Genomic DNA, 21,418 nt, shown 5'->3' on the forward strand with positions numbered 1-21,418 from the left:
GGTTTGCCTTTCGGTAGAGTTCCTATCGAAGGGTTTTTTAAATGTAACACCTAATTACGGGAAGGCTTAAAAGGATATTAAATATGGTTTTAGTATTTTAGCTGTACTAAAAACAAAAAACAATAAAAATATGAAACATTTTTTATCAGCTATACTGTTTTTTGCCTTGAGCATGCTTCAAGCGCAAAGTGTAGCCTCTCCTTCAAAAAATATTATTTTAGACTTTAAACTTACAGCAAACGGCCAGCCAACGTATACAGTAACTTATAAAAACAAAACCGTTGTTCAAGAAAGTACAATGGGGATTAAACTGAAAGAGAAACCCGCTCTTGATGCAAATTTCAGTATTCAAGGTTCAAAAAACAGCATATTTAATGAATCGTGGAAACCAGTCTTAGGAGAGCAATCTTCTATTGTTAATCATTATAACGAATTAAAGGTTTCACTTATTCAAAATGAAACAAACGTAAAAATGAACATCATTTTTAGAATTTTTGATGAAGGTGTTGCTTTTAGATATGATTTTCCAAAACAATCAGAACTTAATTACTTTATTATTTCTGATGAAGTAACGCAGTTTAACTTAACTGATAATTATAAAACATTCTGGATTCCTGGTGATTTTGACAGTAATGAATATGAGTATAATGAGACAAAGCTGTCAGAAATAGACAATTCTAAAATAGACATGAATAATGGGATTGGAGTGAAATCTATTCCAGGTAAATACATTGTTCAATCACCATTAATGATGAAATCTGCTGCAGGATTATATGTTAATATTTTTGAAGCAGCTGTGGTAAATTACCCAGTAATGCATTTAAATGTTGATGTAAAAAACTATAAATTAAATGCACAGTTAGTTCCCAATGCAATTGGCGATAAAGCCTATTTACAAACTCCTTGTGTATCACCTTGGAGAACAATTATGATTAGTGATGACGCTAGGGATATTGTAAGTTCTAAAATGATTCTGAACCTAAACGAGCCTTCTAAAATTGAAGATACTTCATGGATTAAACCAATGAAATATGTTGGAATCTGGTGGGAAATGCACGTTGGAAAATCAACTTGGGATTTTGCAGGTTCGCAAAACGCACAAAATTCATTAACACAAGAGTTACTACCTTCAGGAAAACATGGAGCGACTACCGAAAACACGAAGAGATACATTGATTTTGCTGCCAAAAACGGTTTTGACGGAGTCTTAGTTGAAGGTTGGAACGTAGGTTGGGAAGACTGGTTCGGAAACTGGAAAGAAGAAGTATTTGACTTCACAACTCCTTATCCTGATTTTGATATCGCAGCTATTTCGGCTTACGCCAAATCAAAAAACGTCAAAATGATCATGCATCATGAAACTTCAGGTTCTGTTGCTAATTATGAAAGACATTTAGATCGAGCAATGGAGGTAATGAAAAAGTATGATTATCCAGCTGTAAAAACGGGTTATGTGGGTAAAATAATTCCACGTGGCGAGTTTCATGACGGACAAACTATGGTGAACCATTTTAACTTTGTTGCTAGACGAATGGCTGATAATAAATTGATGTTGAATTCTCACGAATCTTCAAGACCAACAGGGTACGGAAGAACATATCCTAATTACATTGCTGCAGAAGCTGCTCGTGGAAATGAATTCAACGCTTGGAGTAAAGGTAATCCTCCGATGCACGAAATTATTTTACCTTTTACAAGACAACTGGGAGGTCCAATGGATTACACACCAGGAATCTTTGAGATCAAAATGAGCTATTATGATAAAAGCAAAACGGCGCAAGTTCATACAACCTTAGCCAAACAATTAGCTTTGTACGTTACGATGTACTCTCCATTACAAATGGCAGCTGATTTACCGGAAAATTATGAAAAATACATGGATGCTTTTCAATTTATCAAAGATGTGGCTGTAGACTGGGATGAAAGCGTATACCTTGAAGCAGAGCCAGGCGATTATCTAACCGTAGCAAGAAAAACTAAAGGTGGAGAATCTTGGTTCTTAGGAACTATTACTGATGAAAATGCCAGAAAATCTGAAATTAAATTGGACTTCTTGTCTAAAGGACAAAAATACAAAGCAATAATCTACGAAGACGCTAAAAATGCCGATTGGCAAAAAAATCCTATCGCTTATAAAATCAAAACTATAATAGTAACAAACAAATCAAAAATTAGTTTGAATTTGGCACCAGGAGGAGGAACAGCAATAAGTTTTGAACCAGTTAAGTAGTATAATAATGCTTTTAAAACAAATTGAAACCAGTTTGTAAATTCATTTAGAAAGCGATGCTAACTAATATAATCCTGCAAGTAATGTACTTCTTGCAGGGTTTTTTTTGAACTTTTGTAACGATTTTTGGTCGGAAATTCAAATTTACACAAGCAATTTAATTATGAGAAAAAAGATAAACACCATTTTGAAAATAATAATTGTAAGCTTCTTTTTCTTTTTTGCGAAAGCAGAAGCTCAACAAAAAACGTATTGTAACCCTATCAATATTGACTATGGTTATTGTCCTATACCTAACTTTGTAACCCAAGGGAAACATCGTACGACGGCAGACCCAGTAATTACTTATTTTAAAGGAGAATACTACCTTTTCTCGACTAACCAATGGGGATATTGGCACAGCAAAGATATGCTGGACTGGAAATTTATATCGAGAAAATTTTTAAGACCGGAGCATCAGGTTTATGATGAGCTGTGTGCTCCTTCATTGTCTTTTGTTAATGATACGCTTTTGGTTGTAGGCTCAACACATGGCAAGGAATTCCCAATTTGGATGAGCACAAATCCTTCTAAAGATGACTGGAAAGAATTAGTTCATAAATCAGAAGCAGCAGCTTGGGATCCATCAATATTTTGGGATAAAGAAAAAGACGAGCTTTACGAATATTATGGCTCGAGTAATTTGTACCCATTGTATGGTGTGAAATTAAATAGAAAAACCTTTCAGCCAGAGGGGGAAGTAATTCCTTTAATTGCGCTAAATGATGATGAACATGGTTGGGAACGCTTTGGTGAAAACAATGACAATACATTTATGCAGCCCTTTATGGAAGGAGCATTTATGACCAAGCACAATAATAAATATTATTTGCAATATGGCGGTCCAGGAACAGAGTTTAGTGGTTACGGCGATGGCGTTTATGTCAGTGATAAACCGCTAGGGCCGTTTGAATACCAGTCTCACAATCCTTTTTCGTACAAGCCTGGTGGATTTGCAAGAGGTGCAGGTCATGGAGCCACTTATCAAGATGTTAATGATGCGTATTGGCATGTTTCTACAATAGTTATTGGTACTAAAAATAATTTTGAACGCCGGTTAGGGATTTGGCCAGCTGGTTTTGACAAAGACGGAATTTTATATTCGAATACTGCTTATGGAGATTATCCTACCTTTTTGCCTTCGCAAAATCGAGAGCACCTCGATCAAAATTTTGCGGGATGGATGTTACTGAATTATAATAAACCAGTTCAGGTTTCTTCAACCTTGGGAGGATATCAGGCTAATTATGCCGTAAATGAAGATTTAAAAACCTATTGGTCAGCAAAATCAAGAACAAAAGGAGAGTGGCTTTCTACTGATTTAGGAGAACAGAGTACGATTCAGGCTATCCAAATTAATTATGCTGATCAAGATGTTACTTTAATGGGAAAACCAGAAAGCACGACAGGCCATCAATACGTTATCTATTATTCGGATAATAATATAGATTGGAAGATTCTAGTGGATAAGAGCCATAATAGCAAAGATGTTCCACATGACTATATTGAGCTTGAAAAAGCCGTGTCAGCACGTTACGTGAAAATTGAAAATAGAGGAATGCCAACAGGTAAATTTGCGCTTTCTGGTTTCAGAATTTTTGGAAAAGGAGGTGGGAAAACTCCAAATAGTGTCAATAATTTTGTTCCTTTACGTGCAGAACCAAGAAAAAAAGGAGAAAGACGTAATGTTTGGTTTAAATGGGAACAAGAGCCTTTAGCTGATGGATATGTTATTTATTTTGGTAAATCTCCTGACAAAATGTATGGTTCTATAATGGTTTACGGAAAAAATGAATATTATTTTAATGGTTTAGATCGATCAGATGCTTATTATTTTCAGATTGAAGCCTTTAATAATAACGGAATAGGACCGCGTACAGAAATTAAAAAATCAGAATAAAACTAACCTCAATAAACAATGAAAAAAACAACCGTTTTAGCGCTAGTCCTTTTTAATGGATTTGCACTTTTTGCCCAAACTAAGGAAGAACAAACAATCAAGGAAATCTATAAATCATCGCTAACAAATTCTAAATGTTATGCTTGGCTGGATGATTTGTCAAATAAAATCGGTTCTCGTTTATCGGGATCCGTCGGAGCGGAAAAAGCAGTTGTATACACAAAAGCTGAGATGGAAAAGTTAGGTTTTGATCGCGTATTCCTCCAAGAAGTAATGGTGCCAAAATGGGTGCGTGGCGAAAAAGAAACCGCCTATATTCTTGATAAAAAAAATAAAGTTTCAGTTCCTATTTGTGCTTTAGGTGGATCAATTGCTACAGCCAAAAATGGTTTGACAGCTGAAGTAGTTGAAGTAAAAAGTTTTGAAGAACTTACTGCTTTAGGGAAAGATAAAATTAAAGGCAAAATTGTTTTTTATAACCGCCCGATGGAGAACGAACAAATAGAATCGTTTCATGCTTACTCAGGTGCAGTTGATCAACGATATGCTGGTGCTCAAAAAGCTGCAGAACTTGGAGCTGTTGGAACGATTGTACGTTCGATGAACCTAAGATTGGATGATTTTCCTCATACAGGAGCACAAAGCTATGGTGACCTTCCTAAATCACAATACATTCCTACAGCAGCTATTAGTACTAATGGTGCCGAGTTATTGAGGAAGAGTTTAAAAAATAATCCTAAATTGACTTTTTATTTCAAGCAATCTTGTCAGCAATTTGACGATGTGTTATCGTATAATGTGGTTGGGGAATTAAAAGGATCTGAAAATCCAGAGAACATTATGGTTGTAGGCGGACATTTAGATTCATGGGATCTTGCTGATGGTTCTCATGACGATGGGGCAGGAGTGGTGCAAAGTATGGAAGTGGTGAATATTTTTAAAAACATAGGCTATAAACCCAAAAACTCAATTAGAGTTGTTCTTTTTATGAATGAAGAGAATGGATTAAGAGGCGGTAATAAATATGAGGAATTGGCTCAAGCCAATAAAGAAAACCACATATTTGCTTTAGAGAGTGATTCGGGTGGATTTAGTCCAAGAGGATTTTCATTAGAATGCAACGAAGCTAATTTTCAAAAAATAAGCAGTTTTTCAAAATTATTTGAACCGTATTTAATACACAGTTTTGTAGAAGGGCATAGTGGTTCTGATATTGGACCATTGACCTCTAAAAATATTGTAAAAGCGGGTTTAAAACCAGATTCACAACGCTATTTTGACTATCACCATGCCGCAAACGATAAATTTGATGCTGTTGATAAAAGGGAGCTAGAACTGGGAGCTGCGACAATGGCTTCATTGATGTACTTAATTGACCAAAATGGAATTTTGAAATAATTATTTTCTTTTATTGATACCAAAAGCCACAAGAGTAATTCTTGTGGCTTTATTATTTTAATGAAGTTGTAAATTTTGTAGAAAGATTCGCTAAACCTAAAGTAGTTTAAATAGATCTACAGGAAAGGGGATAGAATTAAGGCTCCGTTTTAGTTTCGTCTTCGTCTCCGTTTTCCCCTAATAATAGAGATAAAGTCTTTAAACTTTCTGTACGATCAGCAATTAGTTTCGCGATACTTGCGAATGGAATGAATAGAATCATTCCAGCAGCGCCCCATAAAATTCCTCCAGCAGTAATCATTAAGATAATAACCAGTGTATTAATTTTTAATCTGCGCCCAACTGCTAAGGGAAATATTACATATGCTTCCAAAGCTTGGACAATTGAAAAAACCACAATAACACCTACTGGATACCAAATTGAATTGAATGTTATCCAGGAAACAGCAATTGGTAAAAGAGAAGATATCATGATTCCTATATAAGGAATAAAGGTAAGTATGGAAGCGATAAAACCAAACATAAAAGGATGCGGCACGCCAACAATTAGAAGACCAATACTATTTAAAAGTCCAACGATTATATAGACTACTAACATTCCTTTTATAAAGTTATAATAGGCACGTATGGTTTCAATCAGAACTTCATGAACTGTTTCCTTTTTGTCAGCTGGAAAAAGTTGATACAATACTTTTGCTAATATTCGACGATAATAAAGAATTAGAGCTGAAAAAACAGGGATGATTAATAGAAAAAACAGGGATTCTGAGAGCGAATATAATGAGCTTCGAAGCAGTGAAAATGCCTGTGTACCTGAGTTATTAATAGCATTTTTTAAAAAAGCAACTTGTTCTGCTGTACTTATTTCAAAGCGTTCAGTAATAAAAACACTGATTTGATTCACTGCTTCCACAAGTTTTTTACTAAAAAGACCCCATTCATGAGAGAACTCATTAATTTGAAGAATAAGTAAATACACTATGATACCAATGAATGAGATAACGATTAAAAGAGAGCTAATAATAGCACCCATTTTGTTGATTCCTTTACTTTCCATCCATTTACAAACTGGAAAAAGAATAAAACTAATCAGTACTGCAAAACTAAGAGGAATAAAAAGTGTTCTTCCGTAATAAAGTATAAAACAAATCAGTACGATGTATTGTAGTATTTCAAGTACTGAAAATTTACCGTTCTTTGTGAGTTGTTTTGGTATTTTCGGAATTTCTATCATAAGAGTTTTAAAATTAAACAAATATTAGTTTCTATAGCATCACTATTCCACTTCTGATAATTCAAGGCTAACACTTAATCCCGTATTTTTATTTTAATTCTTAAATGAGATAATAAATTTAGCGCCTTCATTTTTTTTACTTTCGACTACTATATGACCGCCAAGACTAGTAATATGGTTGTAAACTAAATAGAGACCAATACCTTGGCTGTCAAGATTATTATTAAATTTTTGATGTAACCCAAAAATTTTATCTTTTACCTTGTCCATATCAAACCCAATTCCATTATCAGAAATAATTAATTGCTTGTTTCCATCGACAATTTTTGAATAAATGGAAATTATTGGTACGCAATCAGTCTTAGAATATTTTATCGCATTTGTAAGTAAATTAAGAAAGATACTTTTCAAATAGCCTTTGTTGAAAAGAATAGTTTCAAGTTCTGAAAAATCCACATTAATTATCGCATTTGAATTATTGATAATTGAATTTATGGAAATTAGTATTTCATTTAAAGTAGTATTTAAATTCAGTTCTTCGAGATGGGAATTGATTTTATTATTTTGATCTAAAATTGCGATGTATTCATTTAGTGTTTGCCTTAAACCTTCTGTTGAAGATTTTAAAATCGAAATAAATTCAAGTGTTTCTGAATCTTTAATTGTAGAAAGATCTAAAAGTTCAAACACGGCAAGCATATTATTAACAGGAGACTTTATATCATGGGCCGTTGAATAAGTTAGTTGTTTGAATTCGTGATTTATTTTTGTTAGTTCAGCTAAATGTATATTTCGTTCCTCTTCAAGTTCTTTCTTATAGGTGATGTTTTTTGCAATAGCATATACTACTTTATCACTTTCTATTGGTAAGGAAGTCCATAACAGCCATACAACGGTACCGTTTTTAGTCACGTAACGATTTTCGAAATTAAATAAAGAAATCTGATTTCTAAGCTCATTTCTAGCGGTCGATGTATTGTTACGATCATCATGATAAACAAATTCATTTATTGGTTTAGACAATAATTCTTCATTCGAATAACCAAGTAATTTTGATACTGCTGGGTTTACTTTTTTCAAATAGCCATCATAGCCTGCTACACAAAGTAAGTCGGGTGACAAATCAAAAAATTTCTCGAAGTTCTCGAAACTGTCATAATGATCAGTAATAATATTTTCTTTTGCTCGGTTCATTTTCTCCATTCTCATAGTAATAACGCCTAGTCGATAGCAAAGGCCAGTTTTAGAATCGAATTACTAAAGTAACCATAAATTATTAGATAACATACTGACGGAGCTAAAACTATGATAATGAATTTTAAATGACTGTACCATTTATTTTTAAAATAGAAAAAGGAGATTGTCTGTCAAAGACGATCTCCTTTTTTACTATTTATAACTCCAGAATTTTTAAAATCCAGTAGTACTATTTTTTATTTGAATAAAGTACTGCTATGTACTTTACTTACTTTTAGGTAATTTGAAAAATTAAAAGGCATTAACCGTTTGTCTAATAGCGACAAGTTTAGTCATTAAGGCCTCAAAATAATCCAAATGCAACATATTTGCTCCATCACTTTTGGCATTAGCCGGATCAAAGTGAGTTTCTATGAAAATTCCATCAACACCTACTGCAATTCCAGCTTTGGCAATGGTTTCAATCATATCAGGTCGTCCTCCTGTTACACCGGCCGTTTGATTAGGCTGTTGTAATGAATGTGTTACATCTAGTACGGTAGTTGCATACTGTTGCATCGTAGGAATTCCTCTGAAATCAACAATCATATCTTGGTACCCAAACATAGTTCCACGATCAGTTACCATTACGTTATTATTGTTACAATCCAATACCTTTTGTACAGCATGTTTCATACTTTCAGGACTCATAAACTGTCCCTTTTTCAGGTTTACCACTCTTCCAGTATTGGCTGCAGCCACAACTAAATCAGTTTGACGAACTAGAAAAGCAGGAATTTGAAGTATATCTACATACTGTGCCGCCATATCTGCATCTTCATTCGTGTGAATGTCAGTTACGGTAGGGACTCCAAAAGTTTCCGATACTTTTCTAAGAATTTTTAACGCTTTTTCATCACCAATTCCTGAAAAACTGTCAATTCTTGAACGATTCGCTTTTTTAAACGAACCCTTAAAAACGTAAGGAATTTGTAATTTGTCAGTGATACCAATTAATTTTTCAGCAATACGCATCGCCATTTCTTCACCTTCTATCGCGCAAGGCCCAGCAAGTAAAAAAAAGTTACCGCTATCTGTATGTTTAATTTGAGGAATATCTTGTATGTTCATAATAGTTTTTTTGAAAGTGCAAAGATAGTTATGATTTGCAACTTAATTTTAGATTTTATTTCTTTTTTAAGAAGCTATTTCCTGCTATTCGCTTGTATCTTACTGTTTTTAAAGAAAAACCAGTAAGGATATCGCTTCTATCAGGGCTAGGGCAATAGCTGTTATATTTAAAACTTTTTTAAACTAAGACCCATAGGTACCATTAAGGCTCCCTTTTCATAAATGTTTACATAGAGAACAATCGGTTTCTTTTGACCCTCCCATGTTATTTCATAGACATCCAGAAACCCAGCACCCATTTCGCTTCTTTTCGTAGGAAACGGACAACAGCTTTCTACTTTTTGGAAAGTGATTTTTTCGCCTTTGGGTCCGGCTAATGCATTTAGAAAACGTTCTTGATTTATAGAATCGTCTTTAGTACTTCTAAAAAATATATTAATAGGATAGTCCTTATTGTAACCATATTTTGCATCCTTGCTATATTCAGTAATTACAAATGTATTATTCCTTGAGACTTGAGGAATAGGAGCATTGTCATCTACGTTTTGCAAAGTAGATTTCGTGCTTACGCAAGAAACGGAGGTGATGAGTAAAAAAATAAAAAATACTGTTTTTTTCATGTTTTATAAATGTTGTAGGTTCCATTTGAGGTTTAAATATAAGGTATTGATTATTTTTTCTATCATTACCGTATGAGATACAAATATAGAGGAAACAGAACTCTTAAAATAATTGTGTCGCAAATTGTGATTACTTTAAAAGTTAGAATCCCTACTTTTGCAAAAAATTAAATTAAAAAGATGAATATTATTTTTCAAACATGGCCGTGGTATGTATCCGGTTTTTTGATTGGCATGATCATGCTTTCCTTAATATATTTCGGAAAAACATTTGGTATGTCTTCTAATCTTCGTTCGTTATGTTCGATGGCGGGCTTAGGAAAACGTGTTGCTTTTTTTGACTTCGACTGGAAAGCACAACGTTGGAATTTAGTTGTGGTTTTAGGAGCGATGCTGGGAGGTTTTGTAGCGGTGCAGTTTATGAGTGATCCTTCTAATGTTGCTATAAATCCAAAAACTATTGCGCAGTTGGCACAATTGGGAATCGATGCTCCAAACGGAAAATTAATGCCGGACGCCCTTTTTGGACCTGATATTTTCAGTTCTCCAAAAACTATTTTGATCTTGCTAATAGGAGGCGTTTTAATCGGTTTTGGAACCCGTTACGCAGGTGGTTGTACTTCGGGTCATGCTATTACTGGCTTGAGCAACTTGCAAATTCCATCATTAAAGGCCGTTATAGGATTCTTTATCGGAGGATTGATTATGGCTTATTTATTATTCCCCTTAATTTTCTAAAATATGAAAGTAATAAAATATTTATTGGTTGGTTTTGTATTCGGAATTGTACTCACAAAATCTGAGGCAGTTTCTTGGTATCGAATCTATGAAATGTTTCAGTTTCAATCGTTTCATATGTATGGAATCATCATGACTGCAGTTGGTACTGGAATCATTGGAATTCAGTTGATAAAAAGAAAAAATTTAAAAGACATCAAAGGATTAGCAATTGAAATCCAAGATAAAGAGCAAGGATCTACACGATATTGGGTTGGTGGATTATTTTTTGGATTTGGTTGGGCGCTTGTGGGATCTTGCCCAGGTCCGATATTCATATTGCTAGGAGCTGGTTTCTGGAGCGTTGGTATTGTTCTTTTCGGAGCCTTGCTTGGGACTTATTTATACGGAGTTCTGAAAGATAAATTACCTCATTAATTGCAATAGCTTTAAGAAGTAAAAAAATAGCATTTTCTAAAAATTGAGAATGCTATTTTTTTTATTTAATTTTAAAATTCCTGATACAATCAAATACTGCGCTACTAGATAAGTTATCATAATAAGAAAGGAAGACAATACCACAGGTTTGTAAAACTTATTGAACGCTAGAATACTGTCTGAACTTACAAATACAATGGCACCTATTAAAATATACCAATTTGCTGGCTCTTTCCATATCAGGAAACCCTTAAAAGCAAACAATAGCATTGTTGAGATAACCAGCGCATATACAAAAACTGGAATAGTTAAATCACCTAGACTTGGTAGTAGCACCGCAATCATAATGATGAGATACGCCATAATTGCAGTGGCTCCCATCCAGAAAATAGCTTTGTTTTTAGTGTTCTTAGGTTTTATTTGTTTATTAAACAATAGAATATAAGCAATATGGGAAAGTAGGAAAGCGATTAAACCTATGATGAAATACATCTCGTCTCTATCCGCAAATAAAAGGATGATGTCACCCAACCAAGAAAAGCATAAAGCCGTTAACAAGTATTTTTTCGAAGGAAAATCACTGTAAAAATAGACCGCCAATATTAAAAATAGAAGCAGAAAAGGTTTAATATACCAGGCAATATCTTCGTGACCCAAAAGGATAATGAGAAGATAAATGATGCTTATGGCTAAGTAGCTTTTTAATAATGATGTGTTTTTCATTGTCGATTTTTAAGCATTGAAAAGTGTTGCGCGTTTTGGTTTAAATTCTAAAGCTACAAAATAAATTGACATTGCTAATGAAAGTAGGAGGTAGCCAATAATTATGTAATTTCCCCATGGAAATAGAGAATTAAGTCCAAACCAATCTCCAAAATAATAAAGAATCCCCAAACCAAATAGAAAACGAATTGTTTCCCAATAAACAGAGAAACGGCTTTCATCCATTAATTCAGTATAACTGTATACCGTCATAAATATAAACAATCCGTAAATAAAAATAACTGGCAAACCTATCATGGCAATGTTACCGAAAAAGTAACTAACAAGCAGCAAGGTTACTAATGCCTGTATAATGGACCAATAAATAAGTTTTGAAGAAGCCTCAGTTCCATATTTATCAAAAGAATATACGTTTGTAATCTTGTTTACTGGATATTTTTCTTCGAAGTTTTCTGGACGCCAGCCGGTGGGTTTAAACCAAATTGTAAATTTATCTTGCCAGTTCTCGGAACGCCATGCATCCGAAATCAATAGGCTTAAATGTTGAAAGTTAATCCGTATTGGGTTCCAGGTTTGTGCTGGTCTTGTAATACCAAAAACAGGATGCACAGCTTCCAATTCCTCTTGGAAAGTATTGAATAATTTATCCCAAATAATAAAAATTTGAGAATGATTCTTGTCTATATATTCTGGATTGATAGCGTGATGTACTCTATGGTGTGAAGGCGTAACAAGAATGTGCTCTAAAAAACCCATTTTTTTAATATGTTTGGTATGATACCAAAATTGTAAAAATAATTGAATGGGAAGCGTTATAACGATCACAGTGGTGGGAACTCCTATAATAGCTGCAGGAATAAGTAGAAAGGTGAACAGATTTACAAAGCTGGAAACGGTTTGCCTTAAAGCACAAGCCAGATTAAACTCCTCGCTGCTATGATGAATGGCGTGTTTGTTCCAGAAAAAATTGACCTGATGCGCTATACGATGCGTCCAATATCCGTAAAAGTCAATTATGATAAAAGCTATGAGATAAGTGAAAATGTTGGCTTCCAAATGAAAAATAGCGATTTTATCAACCATCCATCCATAGGAAATAAAAGTAATACTAAGACCCAAGACATCTTTTACGGCATTTGTAATTCCAGAACTGATACTGGAAACACTGTCCATCAAAGGAACGTTATCTTCTCCTTTGTAAGTACCGTAAATTTTTTCTAGGACTATCAATACAAAGAAAAGAGGCATTGCAATCAGTAATATTTTACCATATTCTTCCATAAAAACATTCTATTTTATTCAAATATATGATAAAATAGAATGTTTTCAGATTATTTGTAAAAAAAGGAATTATGATTTTATTATTTTTCCTAACGCGGTCTAGATGATTTCTGCACTTAATCCAGCCTCCAGTAAGCTACTGCATTGTGGTTTCAACTTATTAAGCGGGCCCGTTTTTACAGTGCATTTCCCGTTGTAATGTACAATTAAGGAACATTGTTCCGCTTGTTCTGGAGTATGCTCACAAACACGCATTAATGTGTCGATTACATGGTCAAAAGTGTTAACGTCATCATTATAAACGATGATTTCATTATTTTTAGAAGTAACTTCTTTAACACTAACTTTTTCTCTTATTTTTTCTTTTGTACTCATTTTTAAATAATTTAAGGGTTAGATAAAAATATAGTTTGACTTATCGTTTTTTAAAAATACAAAATATAAAATTTTGTATCGTTTCAAAGGGAGTTTTATGATCTTCATTAATGCATTTTAGTTTTTCAAAAGCGACCTGAAATTCTTGTTCTAGTGCCGTTTCTGTATATTGTTTAATATCAAGGCCACTACATTTTGCAGGGCCTTTATCTGAAAAAGTACCGATAATTAAAAAACCACCAATCCATTTTTGAGTAATTTTAAAATAATTTTTTATCTGATCATCACTAGTTAAAAAATGAAATGTAGCTCGGTCGTGCCAAATGTCATACGTGGTATCAGGTTTGAAATCATTGATGTCCGAAACAATCCAATGTACTTTATCTGCTTTTTCTCCTAAGCGAATTTTTGCTCTTTCTAACGCTTTTGCCGAAATATCTAAAACAGTTATGTTCTCATATCCCTCGTCTAATAAGTAATCGACCAGTTTACTATCACCACCACCTACGTCAATTATTTTGGCAGATTTTCCTAACTGGGTTTCTCGTATAAAATCTAGAGAAGTTTTAGGGTTATCCTGAGTCCAGCTCACCTCATTAGGCGTTTTAGTTTCGTAAACGGTCTCCCAATGATTTTTTCGGTTGGTTTCCATCGTTCTAAATTTAGCTACTAATTTACGTATTTTAGTGAAACCCAATTGTTTCTTTCCAGTTTTTTAACATAAGTCAAGCCTTTTTCTGTGCATGAAGCATCAATAAAAGGGATATCTTGTTCATAAAAACCGCTTAATAGAAGAGTTCCTTTTGGGCTTAAACAGTCTACGTAGCTTTGCATATCGTTCAACAAAATGTTTCTGTTGATGTTGGCAATAATTAAATCATATTTTTTACCTTTCAATAAAGAGGCATCTCCTTCATAAACTGTGATGTGTTCACAATTATTGCGTTCTGCATTTTCTATTGAATTTAAATAACACCAATTGTCAATATCGATAGCATCAATTGGTTGAGCGCCTTTCATTTCAGCAAGAATAGCTAAAATGGCTGTACCGCAACCCATATCTAATGTTTTCATTCCTGCAACTTCTGTATCTAACAAGTGCTGAATCATCATATGTGTTGTCTCGTGATGACCCGTTCCAAAACTCATTTTAGGCTCAATTAGAATATCAAATTCAGCATCTGTTTTTGGGTGAAAAGGAGCACGTACATGACAATTTCCTTCTACATCAATAGCCTCAAAGTTTTTCTCCCATTCTTCATTCCAGTTTACCTGATCAATTTCTTCGAATGTATATTCGATTTTAAATTCTTCAGATTGTAATATTTGGATGTTCTCCAAGATCGTTTCGTCCCATAAGTCCTTTTGAACAAAAGCAGAAATTCCAGTCTCTGTTTCAGTAAAACTTTCAAAAGCAGTTTCTCCTAGTTCAGCGATTAGTATTTCTGAACCTAATTCTTTTGGTTCAACTGTAAAATGGTAACCGATATATATGTTTGACATGTTTATTTTTTTTGCAAAGGTACTATTTCCTTTTTATCGAATATTATAAAAATAAAAAAAGCGGTAAAATCAATTACCGCTTTTCGTGTATTTTAAATAATGAGCTTAAATTGCATTCACAATCGCCATGAAATCATCTGCTTTTAAAGCAGCACCACCTATAAGACCCCCGTCTACATCTGGTTTAGAGAAAATTTCTTTTGCATTTTCTGGTTTTACACTTCCACCATAAAGAATAGAAACATCTTCGGCGATATCGCTTCCGTATGCTTTACGTACTGTTTCTCTAATAAATTCGTGCATTTCCTGTGCTTGTTCCGGAGAAGCAGTTTCGCCTGTTCCGATAGCCCATACTGGCTCGTATGCTAAAACAACATTTGACCAATCTGAAGCTTGAATACTGAACAATCCATCTCTCAATTGATTTTCTACTACATTGAAATGATTTTTAGATTGACGGTCTTTTAATTCTTCACCAAAACAAAAAATCACCGTCATGTCATGCTCTAAAGCAGTATTTACTTTGCTTGCAATTAAGGCATCCGTTTCATTAAAAATGGCTCTGCGTTCTGAGTGTCCAAGAATTACAATATTAACACCAACGTTTTGCAACATATCAGCAGATATTTCTCCTGTAAAGGCACCACTTTCTGCTTGATGCATATTTTGTGCAGCAACATCTATGGCAATGAACTCTAAATGATCAACCGCTGTAGCTAGATTAATGAAAGTAGGAGCTACAATTACTTGTACTTCAGTTTCAAGAGGCATTTTATCAATCAATTCATTCAACAAATCTTCAGTTTGCTCAGCATTCTTATGCATTTTCCAGTTTCCTGCTACTATCTTTTTTCTCATTTCAATTTGTTTTATTTAGTTCTTTGTTTTTAGTTTTTTTTGAAATTCTATTATTTTAACGACGCTAATGTTTCATTAATTTTATCAAAATCAGTTTCTATTGCGCGATATAAAACAATTTTACCAGTTTTATCTATGATGATGTATCTTGGAATCCAATCCAAATCAATCGCTTTTGCAAAAACACCTTCCATTTGGTCATTAGCCATAAAATGATTCCCTTTGAGTTCATGTTTATCGATACCTATTTTCCATTTATCCGCAGTTTTATCCATTGAGATAAATACGTAGGCTACGTCAGGATTATTTGCTTGAAGTTCTTTTATTTTTGGCATTGCTTTTACACAGTCTCCACACCAAGAAGCCCACATTTCTATAACCACCGTTTTTCCTTCGTATTTCTTTAAAATATCCTGAAAAGCAACTTGACTTCCATCAGTTGCTAATAGTGTTTCTGATAAAGCTTCTTTAGAAAACTCAGTTTTACCCGTATTTGATTTAGCACAAGAAAGTGCAAGGAATGCAATTAATAAAGCAACTATTTTTTTCATTTTTATATTTTTAACAAAGTTAAACAAACAATCTAATTTGGGTATAAAGATTAAGAAAAATTGAATAAGCACATTTAAAATAACAAAACGATACACTTTAGTTATGAAATGAGAAATGAAATCGTAATAGTTGGAGTTAAAATAAATTCTACCCGTATTTGATGACTAATTTAAGCTGAAAATCCATCTAAAATTCCAAGATTAAGTACTATGATAGTCTAATTTTAGGGTCAAGATAGGCATAAATGATATCAACAAGGATGTTGATAACGACAAATGTGGTCGAAATCACCAATACTGAGCCCATGATTACAGGCAAGTCTAAATTGTTCAAAGCTTCCACTATTTCTTTACCTAAACCATTCCATCCAAAAATAAATTCAACAAAAACGGCACCGGCAAGCATCGAGGCAAACCATCCCGAAATTGCCGTAACGACAGGATTTAAGGAGTTTTTTAAAGCGTGTTTTCTGATAATTTGATGTTCAGAGAGTCCTTTTGCTCTTGCTGTACGGATATAATCTTGACCAAAGGTTTCCAATAAGGAGTTACGCATCAGTTGAATTACCACCGCCAAGGGACGAATTCCTAAAACCACAGCAGGTAAAATAATGTTTTTCCATTGGATATAGCTTCCTTCGCCAAAATCGTCTACTTCATACAAGCTTCCCGTCATGTTCAGGTTGGTATATTTTTGCAACACAAAACCAAATAACCAGGCAAACAAAATAGCACTAAAAAACGAGGGGATACTCATTCCCAATGTGCTTACCAGCGCAATTAAACGATCGATCCAGGTGTCTTTGTGCAATGCCGAAATGATTCCAAATAGAATCCCAAATACAATAGCGATTACAATGGCAAAAAAGGCCAATATCGCTGTGCTGGGTAGGGTGTTTCCAATAATTTCTGATACTTTCTTTCCGCTTTTCTGAAAACTTTCTCTCAAATATGGCGTCTTAATTACAAGATTTGAATTGGTAAAACTGAATAATTGTGCTGCATTGTATTTACCTTCACTCAAATAAGTGTAATCTGATTCGTTTTTGCTGTGTAAGGAAATAGGTGAGAGGTCATTAAGGTAATATAGATACTGGGTAGCAATGGGTTTGTCAAAACCATACTTCTTTTTAATCAATGCCAGTTGCTCTGAGTTTTCATTTTGATCTAGCATCATTCTTGCAGGATCTCCTGGCAAAACATTAAATAAAAAGAAAATGACCGTAATCACTCCATAAAGTGTGAGCAGTGCATATCCGAATTTATTTAAAAAGTATTTAAGCATTGGTATTTTGTCTACAGTCAAATGCCTAAAGTACTAGCGTAAAACATTTTTTTGCGCTAGTACTTTAGGTTTTTGGTCTATTTATAATTTCAAATCTTTGATGTCGTTGTAATGAACTTTTTGTTTAATAGTTCCTTTTTCTAAAACTACAATACTTGGATTAGCTCTTTCAATTGTTTTTAAAGCTATGGCGTCACATGTGTAGAAGTCAAAAGTAAGACCATATTTCTTCTTAGCTTTTTCAATTTCTTCTACTGCAGAGTTTGTCATTCCAATTACTTTGTATCCTTTGGTTTTAGCTTCATGATTTAATTTTTCCAGTTTTTCCATACCGCCCTCTTCAGCGATGGTTAAGTCATAAGTGACAAACATTAGCAATTTAGGTTCTACTAACAACTCTTCTTTATAATCTGAATCGTCTTTCATCATCGTAAAATCATGAATAGGGGGAACATAACCTTCGGTGATCACTTTGTCTTTTCGATCTACAAATGTGGCTCCTTCTGGAAGATTCATCAAATCATCTGTCAAAAATTCTTTATCTACTCCATTTACTTTATAAATAAAAATCATCTCTACAACAGATTGTGGCGCACCTTCGGGAATTTCCATTCCTTTTTGGATATTGGTTCCTACTTTGTAAGGGCGAAAGTCAATTAAAGGTAAATGATTAAGTACCCATACAGCCATAAACATACACAAGATGATACTGGCATAGGCTATGATATTCTGTGCGCTATTTGCAAAAAGAGGTTTTACTAATTTTTGATTAATAAATAAAACAAGGATGAAGAATAATAAAACAATATCCTTAGTGAAAGACTCCCAAGGTGTTAAATGCAAGGCATCACCAAAACAACCACAATCTTTTACAACGTCATAATAAGCAGAATAGAACGTTAAGAATGTGAAAAACACAATCATAAGTAACAGGCTTCCAATCGTGAATTTAGATTTGTATCCTATAAGCAGCATTACACCAAGAACCACTTCGACAATGACTAAAAATAAAGCCAAGCCCAGTGCAAACGGAACTAAAAATGGAATGTTAAAAACAGGTTCGCCAAAATATTCAGCCAATTTATAAGAGAAACCTACTGGGTCGTTGAGTTTTATTAATCCTGAAATGATGAAAAGTAAGCCTACGAATATTCTAGAAAATTGAGTAATTATGTTTTTCATTTTTATCTTCTTTTTATTTACCGAAACCCATTAATATTAAAGCGAAAATGGAATAGTTGATCATGTCTTGATAATTAGCATCTATGCCTTCTGATACAATTGTTTTTCCTTTGTTGTCTTCGATTTGTTTTACACGAAGTAATTTTTGCAAAATCAGATCGGTAAGCGAACTCACGCGCATCTCACGCCACGCTTCACCATAATCATGATTTTTATTTTCCATCAACTCTTTGGTCAGTTTGACTTTAGCATCATATAATTCAGTTGCTTTTTTAACATCTAAATCAGGTTGATCTGCTACTCCAAGTTCCAATTGGATTAAAGCCATTATTGAATAATTGATAATCCCGATGAATTCACCAGTTTCGTCTTCGTTTACTTTTCGAACCTCATTTTCCTGTAAACTGCGTATTCTTTGTGCTTTTATGAAGATTTGATCTGTTAATGAAGGCAATCGTAAGATGCGCCAGGCACTACCGTAATCAGTCATTTTATTGATAAATAGCGAACGACAATTCGCAATTACGTTATCGTATTCTTGAGAAGTATTCTTCATTATTGATGTATATTTGTCTAAAATTTCCTCAAAAATAGGGATTAATTTTAAAAGGTTTAAAGTTTCAGGTTTAAAGTTAGTAGAATAGTTAGGTTTTACTTTTGAACAACATTAATCTTTAGAAATAGAAAACTTTAAACAAGGAAAACTTTAAACAAAAAATTAATGACAATCAACTGTAAAGGACAACTTATCGACTTATCAACTCCTAAAGTAATGGGGATTTTGAATGTGACTCCCAATTCGTTTTTTGATGGAGGAAAGTACAATGATGAAAGCGAACTATTGACTCAAGTCGGCAAAATGATAAATGATGGTGCTACTTTCATTGATATTGGAGCTTATTCCAGTAAACCTAGTGCAGAATTCGTTTCAGAAGAAGAAGAACTCGCCAGAATCATTCCTACAGTTCAATTAATATTGAAACATTTTCCGGAAGCCTTACTTTCCATCGATACTTTTAGAAGTGAAGTAGCGAAAGCTTGCATCGAAAACGGCGCGGCTATTATTAATGACATTTCGTCGGGAAACCTAGACGATGCGATGTTTGAAGTTATAGCCCAATATAAAGTTCCATATATTATGATGCATATGCGCGGTACACCGCAAACGATGCAGAGTATGACGCACTATGATGATATCGTTAAAGAAATGCTTTTCTATTTTTCTGAAAAAATAAGTAAGGCGAGGAGTTTAGGTATCAACGATTTGATTATTGATCCCGGTTTTGGCTTTGCTAAAACAATAGATCAGAACTATGAAGTAATGCGTAAAACAGAATTATTTCAACTTTTAGAATTACCTTTATTAGTTGGCATTTCCAGAAAATCAATGATATATAAACCATTGAATATTAGTGCAGAAGAAGCCTTGAACGGAACCACAGTTTTAAACACGATTGCCTTAGCTAAAGGAGCGAATATTCTCCGAGTTCACGATGTAAAAGAAGCGATGGAATGTGTGCAGCTTTGGAATAAAATGAATCTATAAGTCGGAGACGAACATGGCTGCAATTCTATGAAAACAGGAATAAAGAAATGCTAATTCCATATTCCTTTATAAAAAATAAATAATACATACCTATGAAATATTTAAGTTTAGTTATTCTTTTTCTAGTACTGTCCTGTGGAAATAAGGAAGATATCTTACTGCCCAAATCTAATGTAACAGTGGTGGCAGATGTTAAAGATCATTCGCCTATTTATATATTTTTTAGAACAAATGGCAAAGATACTTTGGCAGAAGTCAACCGAAAAAACAGCATCATTACAACCAATTGGATTTTTAATATTGACAAGCGTCTGCCTTTGAGACTTGTTATCCCGGAAGTGATGAAACTACAAGATAAAAAGCGAAATGAAAAAGCCCATGTAAACGAAAAGGCGGAGAATTATTATGCTTATGCCGATAGTATCGGGAAGAATATGGCTTTTATTCCTTTCACGAAGGTGTATTATAAAATCGAGAAGCCAATTGGAACTATTATCTATTTCGATAAAAATGATGAAATTTTAATTGAAAATAATGTTATTAAAAGAGAAAAAATTAAAGAGATGTGTACCACGATATTGCCAAAAAAATTAGCTGATAATTTTATTTTTATGTTTGATAAAAACATGAGCTACGGAATGTACATTCAAAATAAAATTTTTATTGAAAGTTTGAGATTGGATAGTAGGAATAGAGAGGAGTTTGTGTATTAAAAGACACGATACTGACTACTAAAGACTGAACATTGATCACTTTTTATTGATGATGATACGGTTCATTCTTCAAAATAGTAAACCCACGATATAGTTGTTCTATAAAAAACAAACGCACCATTTGATGAGAGAATGTCATTAACGAAAGCGAAATCTTTCCTTGTGCTTTGGCGTAGACCATATCTGAAAAACCATAAGGGCCACCAATAACAAATACTAAAGTTTTTACCCCAGAATTCATTTTCTTTTGCAATTCTTCAGAGAAACCTACACTAGAAAAATTTTTTCCATTTTCGTCCAATAAAATCAATTGGTCGGTAGGGGTTATTTTTGCCAAAATTAATTCGCCTTCTTTCTCTTTTTGTTGGCTTTCAGATAAGTTTTTTACATTCTTAATATCTGGAATAACCTCTAATTCAAACTTGATATAAAAAGACAATCGCTTGGTATAATCGTCAATCAAGGATTGTAATGCTTTATTATCGGTTTTGCCAATGGCAATCAATTTGATATTCATT

The 21,418-nt window shown here is 33.7% G+C and carries 22 protein-coding genes; 7 read left to right on the top strand and 15 right to left on the bottom strand.

What is annotated here, in order from left to right; genetic code table 11:
* Positions 1-130 precede the first annotated feature (130 nt).
* From BLV35_RS11115 to BLV35_RS11125, 3 genes are all read left to right on the top strand, one after another.
* Complete coding sequence (locus BLV35_RS11115) at positions 131-2,230, top strand: glycoside hydrolase family 97 protein (RefSeq protein ID WP_091089694.1); 2,100 nt, start codon at positions 131-133, stop codon at positions 2,228-2,230.
* Between the two features lie 163 nt (positions 2,231-2,393).
* Positions 2,394-4,169 carry a family 43 glycosylhydrolase gene (locus BLV35_RS11120; protein ID WP_091089698.1) on the top strand — a complete coding sequence of 592 codons (1,776 nt, stop codon included), beginning with the start codon at positions 2,394-2,396 and terminating at the stop codon, positions 4,167-4,169.
* A gap of 18 nt (positions 4,170-4,187) precedes the next feature.
* Entirely contained in the window at positions 4,188-5,567 is a 1,380-nt protein-coding gene (locus tag BLV35_RS11125; protein ID WP_091089701.1) for a M28 family peptidase, read from the top strand.
* A 136-nt stretch (positions 5,568-5,703) separates the two neighbouring features.
* Here the strand turns inward: BLV35_RS11125 and BLV35_RS11130 are convergent, their stop codons facing one another.
* The 4 genes from BLV35_RS11130 to BLV35_RS11145 form a co-directional block, all read right to left on the bottom strand.
* Positions 5,704-6,801, bottom strand: a complete 1,098-nt coding sequence (locus tag BLV35_RS11130; protein ID WP_091089705.1) for an AI-2E family transporter — start codon at positions 6,799-6,801, stop codon at positions 5,704-5,706.
* 93 nt (positions 6,802-6,894) lie between these two features.
* The gene (locus tag BLV35_RS11135) at positions 6,895-7,995 is read right to left on the bottom strand and encodes a PAS domain-containing sensor histidine kinase (RefSeq protein WP_245712051.1); all 1,101 of its coding nucleotides are present in this window, start codon (positions 7,993-7,995) and stop codon (positions 6,895-6,897) included.
* A 294-nt stretch (positions 7,996-8,289) separates the two neighbouring features.
* Positions 8,290-9,108, bottom strand: a complete 819-nt coding sequence (kdsA, locus tag BLV35_RS11140; RefSeq protein ID WP_091089712.1) for a 3-deoxy-8-phosphooctulonate synthase — start codon at positions 9,106-9,108, stop codon at positions 8,290-8,292.
* 167 nt (positions 9,109-9,275) lie between these two features.
* On the bottom strand, positions 9,276-9,728 hold the full coding sequence (locus tag BLV35_RS11145; protein ID WP_091089715.1) for a 2-dehydro-3-deoxyphosphooctonate aldolase: 453 nt from the start codon (positions 9,726-9,728) through the stop codon (positions 9,276-9,278).
* Between the two features lie 180 nt (positions 9,729-9,908).
* On the opposite strand from BLV35_RS11145, the gene BLV35_RS11150 reads away from it, so the two are divergent.
* Positions 9,909-10,466 (top strand): YeeE/YedE family protein, encoded by a 558-nt coding sequence (locus tag BLV35_RS11150; RefSeq protein WP_091089718.1) that lies wholly within the window; start codon positions 9,909-9,911, stop codon positions 10,464-10,466.
* 3 nt (positions 10,467-10,469) lie between these two features.
* A complete protein-coding gene (locus BLV35_RS11155; protein ID WP_091089721.1) occupies positions 10,470-10,883 on the top strand; it encodes a DUF6691 family protein in 414 nt (137 codons plus the stop codon).
* Positions 10,884-10,919: 36 nt separating this feature from the next.
* Here BLV35_RS11155 and BLV35_RS11160 read toward each other — a convergent pair whose 3' ends face one another.
* The 10 genes from BLV35_RS11160 to BLV35_RS11205 form a co-directional block, all read right to left on the bottom strand.
* Positions 10,920-11,606 (bottom strand): lysoplasmalogenase, encoded by a 687-nt coding sequence (locus BLV35_RS11160; RefSeq protein ID WP_091089724.1) that lies wholly within the window; start codon positions 11,604-11,606, stop codon positions 10,920-10,922.
* Between the two features lie 9 nt (positions 11,607-11,615).
* Positions 11,616-12,887, bottom strand: a complete 1,272-nt coding sequence (locus BLV35_RS11165) for a sterol desaturase family protein (protein WP_091089727.1) — start codon at positions 12,885-12,887, stop codon at positions 11,616-11,618.
* A 99-nt stretch (positions 12,888-12,986) separates the two neighbouring features.
* On the bottom strand, positions 12,987-13,262 hold the full coding sequence (locus BLV35_RS11170; protein ID WP_091089731.1) for an ATP-dependent Clp protease adaptor ClpS: 276 nt from the start codon (positions 13,260-13,262) through the stop codon (positions 12,987-12,989).
* 40 nt (positions 13,263-13,302) lie between these two features.
* Positions 13,303-13,914: a class I SAM-dependent methyltransferase gene (locus BLV35_RS11175; protein WP_091090082.1), complete on the bottom strand. Its 612-nt coding sequence runs from the start codon at positions 13,912-13,914 to the stop codon at positions 13,303-13,305.
* A 17-nt stretch (positions 13,915-13,931) separates the two neighbouring features.
* Positions 13,932-14,765, bottom strand: coding sequence for a 50S ribosomal protein L11 methyltransferase (prmA, locus tag BLV35_RS11180; protein WP_091089734.1), 834 nt, complete (start codon positions 14,763-14,765; stop codon positions 13,932-13,934).
* A 105-nt stretch (positions 14,766-14,870) separates the two neighbouring features.
* Entirely contained in the window at positions 14,871-15,623 is a 753-nt protein-coding gene (gene tpiA / locus BLV35_RS11185; protein WP_091089736.1) for a triose-phosphate isomerase, read from the bottom strand.
* Between the two features lie 50 nt (positions 15,624-15,673).
* On the bottom strand, positions 15,674-16,174 hold the full coding sequence (locus BLV35_RS11190) for a TlpA family protein disulfide reductase (protein ID WP_091089739.1): 501 nt from the start codon (positions 16,172-16,174) through the stop codon (positions 15,674-15,676).
* Positions 16,175-16,382: 208 nt separating this feature from the next.
* Entirely contained in the window at positions 16,383-17,459 is a 1,077-nt protein-coding gene (locus BLV35_RS11195; protein ID WP_091089742.1) for an ABC transporter permease, read from the bottom strand.
* 81 nt (positions 17,460-17,540) lie between these two features.
* Positions 17,541-18,641, bottom strand: a complete 1,101-nt coding sequence (locus tag BLV35_RS11200) for a BT_3928 family protein (protein ID WP_091089746.1) — start codon at positions 18,639-18,641, stop codon at positions 17,541-17,543.
* Between the two features lie 13 nt (positions 18,642-18,654).
* Positions 18,655-19,197: a DUF1599 domain-containing protein gene (locus BLV35_RS11205; protein ID WP_091089749.1), complete on the bottom strand. Its 543-nt coding sequence runs from the start codon at positions 19,195-19,197 to the stop codon at positions 18,655-18,657.
* A gap of 165 nt (positions 19,198-19,362) precedes the next feature.
* On the opposite strand from BLV35_RS11205, the gene folP reads away from it, so the two are divergent.
* Together folP and BLV35_RS11215 are read left to right on the top strand one after the other, a co-directional pair.
* On the top strand, positions 19,363-20,187 hold the full coding sequence (gene folP, locus BLV35_RS11210; protein WP_091089753.1) for a dihydropteroate synthase: 825 nt from the start codon (positions 19,363-19,365) through the stop codon (positions 20,185-20,187).
* 92 nt (positions 20,188-20,279) lie between these two features.
* Positions 20,280-20,900, top strand: a complete 621-nt coding sequence (locus BLV35_RS11215) for a hypothetical protein (RefSeq protein ID WP_091089757.1) — start codon at positions 20,280-20,282, stop codon at positions 20,898-20,900.
* 43 nt (positions 20,901-20,943) lie between these two features.
* Here the strand turns inward: BLV35_RS11215 and rlmH are convergent, their stop codons facing one another.
* Positions 20,944-21,417, bottom strand: coding sequence for a 23S rRNA (pseudouridine(1915)-N(3))-methyltransferase RlmH (rlmH, locus tag BLV35_RS11220; protein WP_091089762.1), 474 nt, complete (start codon positions 21,415-21,417; stop codon positions 20,944-20,946).
* Position 21,418: the final 1 nt, after the last annotated feature.

Source organism: Flavobacterium gillisiae (assembly GCF_900107635.1).
In the GTDB taxonomy this organism is placed as follows: domain Bacteria; phylum Bacteroidota; class Bacteroidia; order Flavobacteriales; family Flavobacteriaceae; genus Flavobacterium; species Flavobacterium gillisiae.

Coding starts and splice junctions, on each gene's coding strand:
- BLV35_RS11175 (WP_091090082.1), bottom strand. CDS start 13,914: ATGGAAACCAACCGAAAAAATCATTGGGAGACCGTTTACGAAACTAAA.
- BLV35_RS11125 (WP_091089701.1), top strand. CDS start 4,188: ATGAAAAAAACAACCGTTTTAGCGCTAGTCCTTTTTAATGGATTTGCA.
- BLV35_RS11130 (WP_091089705.1), bottom strand. CDS start 6,801: ATGATAGAAATTCCGAAAATACCAAAACAACTCACAAAGAACGGTAAA.
- BLV35_RS11215 (WP_091089757.1), top strand. CDS start 20,280: ATGAAATATTTAAGTTTAGTTATTCTTTTTCTAGTACTGTCCTGTGGA.
- BLV35_RS11120 (WP_091089698.1), top strand. CDS start 2,394: ATGAGAAAAAAGATAAACACCATTTTGAAAATAATAATTGTAAGCTTC.
- BLV35_RS11170 (WP_091089731.1), bottom strand. CDS start 13,262: ATGAGTACAAAAGAAAAAATAAGAGAAAAAGTTAGTGTTAAAGAAGTT.
- BLV35_RS11160 (WP_091089724.1), bottom strand. CDS start 11,606: ATGAAAAACACATCATTATTAAAAAGCTACTTAGCCATAAGCATCATT.
- BLV35_RS11165 (WP_091089727.1), bottom strand. CDS start 12,887: ATGGAAGAATATGGTAAAATATTACTGATTGCAATGCCTCTTTTCTTT.
- BLV35_RS11135 (WP_245712051.1), bottom strand. CDS start 7,995: ATGAACCGAGCAAAAGAAAATATTATTACTGATCATTATGACAGTTTC.
- BLV35_RS11190 (WP_091089739.1), bottom strand. CDS start 16,174: ATGAAAAAAATAGTTGCTTTATTAATTGCATTCCTTGCACTTTCTTGT.
- tpiA (WP_091089736.1), bottom strand. CDS start 15,623: ATGAGAAAAAAGATAGTAGCAGGAAACTGGAAAATGCATAAGAATGCT.
- kdsA (WP_091089712.1), bottom strand. CDS start 9,108: ATGAACATACAAGATATTCCTCAAATTAAACATACAGATAGCGGTAAC.
- folP (WP_091089753.1), top strand. CDS start 19,363: ATGACAATCAACTGTAAAGGACAACTTATCGACTTATCAACTCCTAAA.
- BLV35_RS11145 (WP_091089715.1), bottom strand. CDS start 9,728: ATGAAAAAAACAGTATTTTTTATTTTTTTACTCATCACCTCCGTTTCT.
- BLV35_RS11155 (WP_091089721.1), top strand. CDS start 10,470: ATGAAAGTAATAAAATATTTATTGGTTGGTTTTGTATTCGGAATTGTA.
- BLV35_RS11115 (WP_091089694.1), top strand. CDS start 131: ATGAAACATTTTTTATCAGCTATACTGTTTTTTGCCTTGAGCATGCTT.
- BLV35_RS11195 (WP_091089742.1), bottom strand. CDS start 17,459: ATGCTTAAATACTTTTTAAATAAATTCGGATATGCACTGCTCACACTT.
- BLV35_RS11150 (WP_091089718.1), top strand. CDS start 9,909: ATGAATATTATTTTTCAAACATGGCCGTGGTATGTATCCGGTTTTTTG.
- BLV35_RS11200 (WP_091089746.1), bottom strand. CDS start 18,641: ATGAAAAACATAATTACTCAATTTTCTAGAATATTCGTAGGCTTACTT.
- prmA (WP_091089734.1), bottom strand. CDS start 14,765: ATGTCAAACATATATATCGGTTACCATTTTACAGTTGAACCAAAAGAA.
- BLV35_RS11205 (WP_091089749.1), bottom strand. CDS start 19,197: ATGAAGAATACTTCTCAAGAATACGATAACGTAATTGCGAATTGTCGT.
- rlmH (WP_091089762.1), bottom strand. CDS start 21,417: ATGAATATCAAATTGATTGCCATTGGCAAAACCGATAATAAAGCATTA.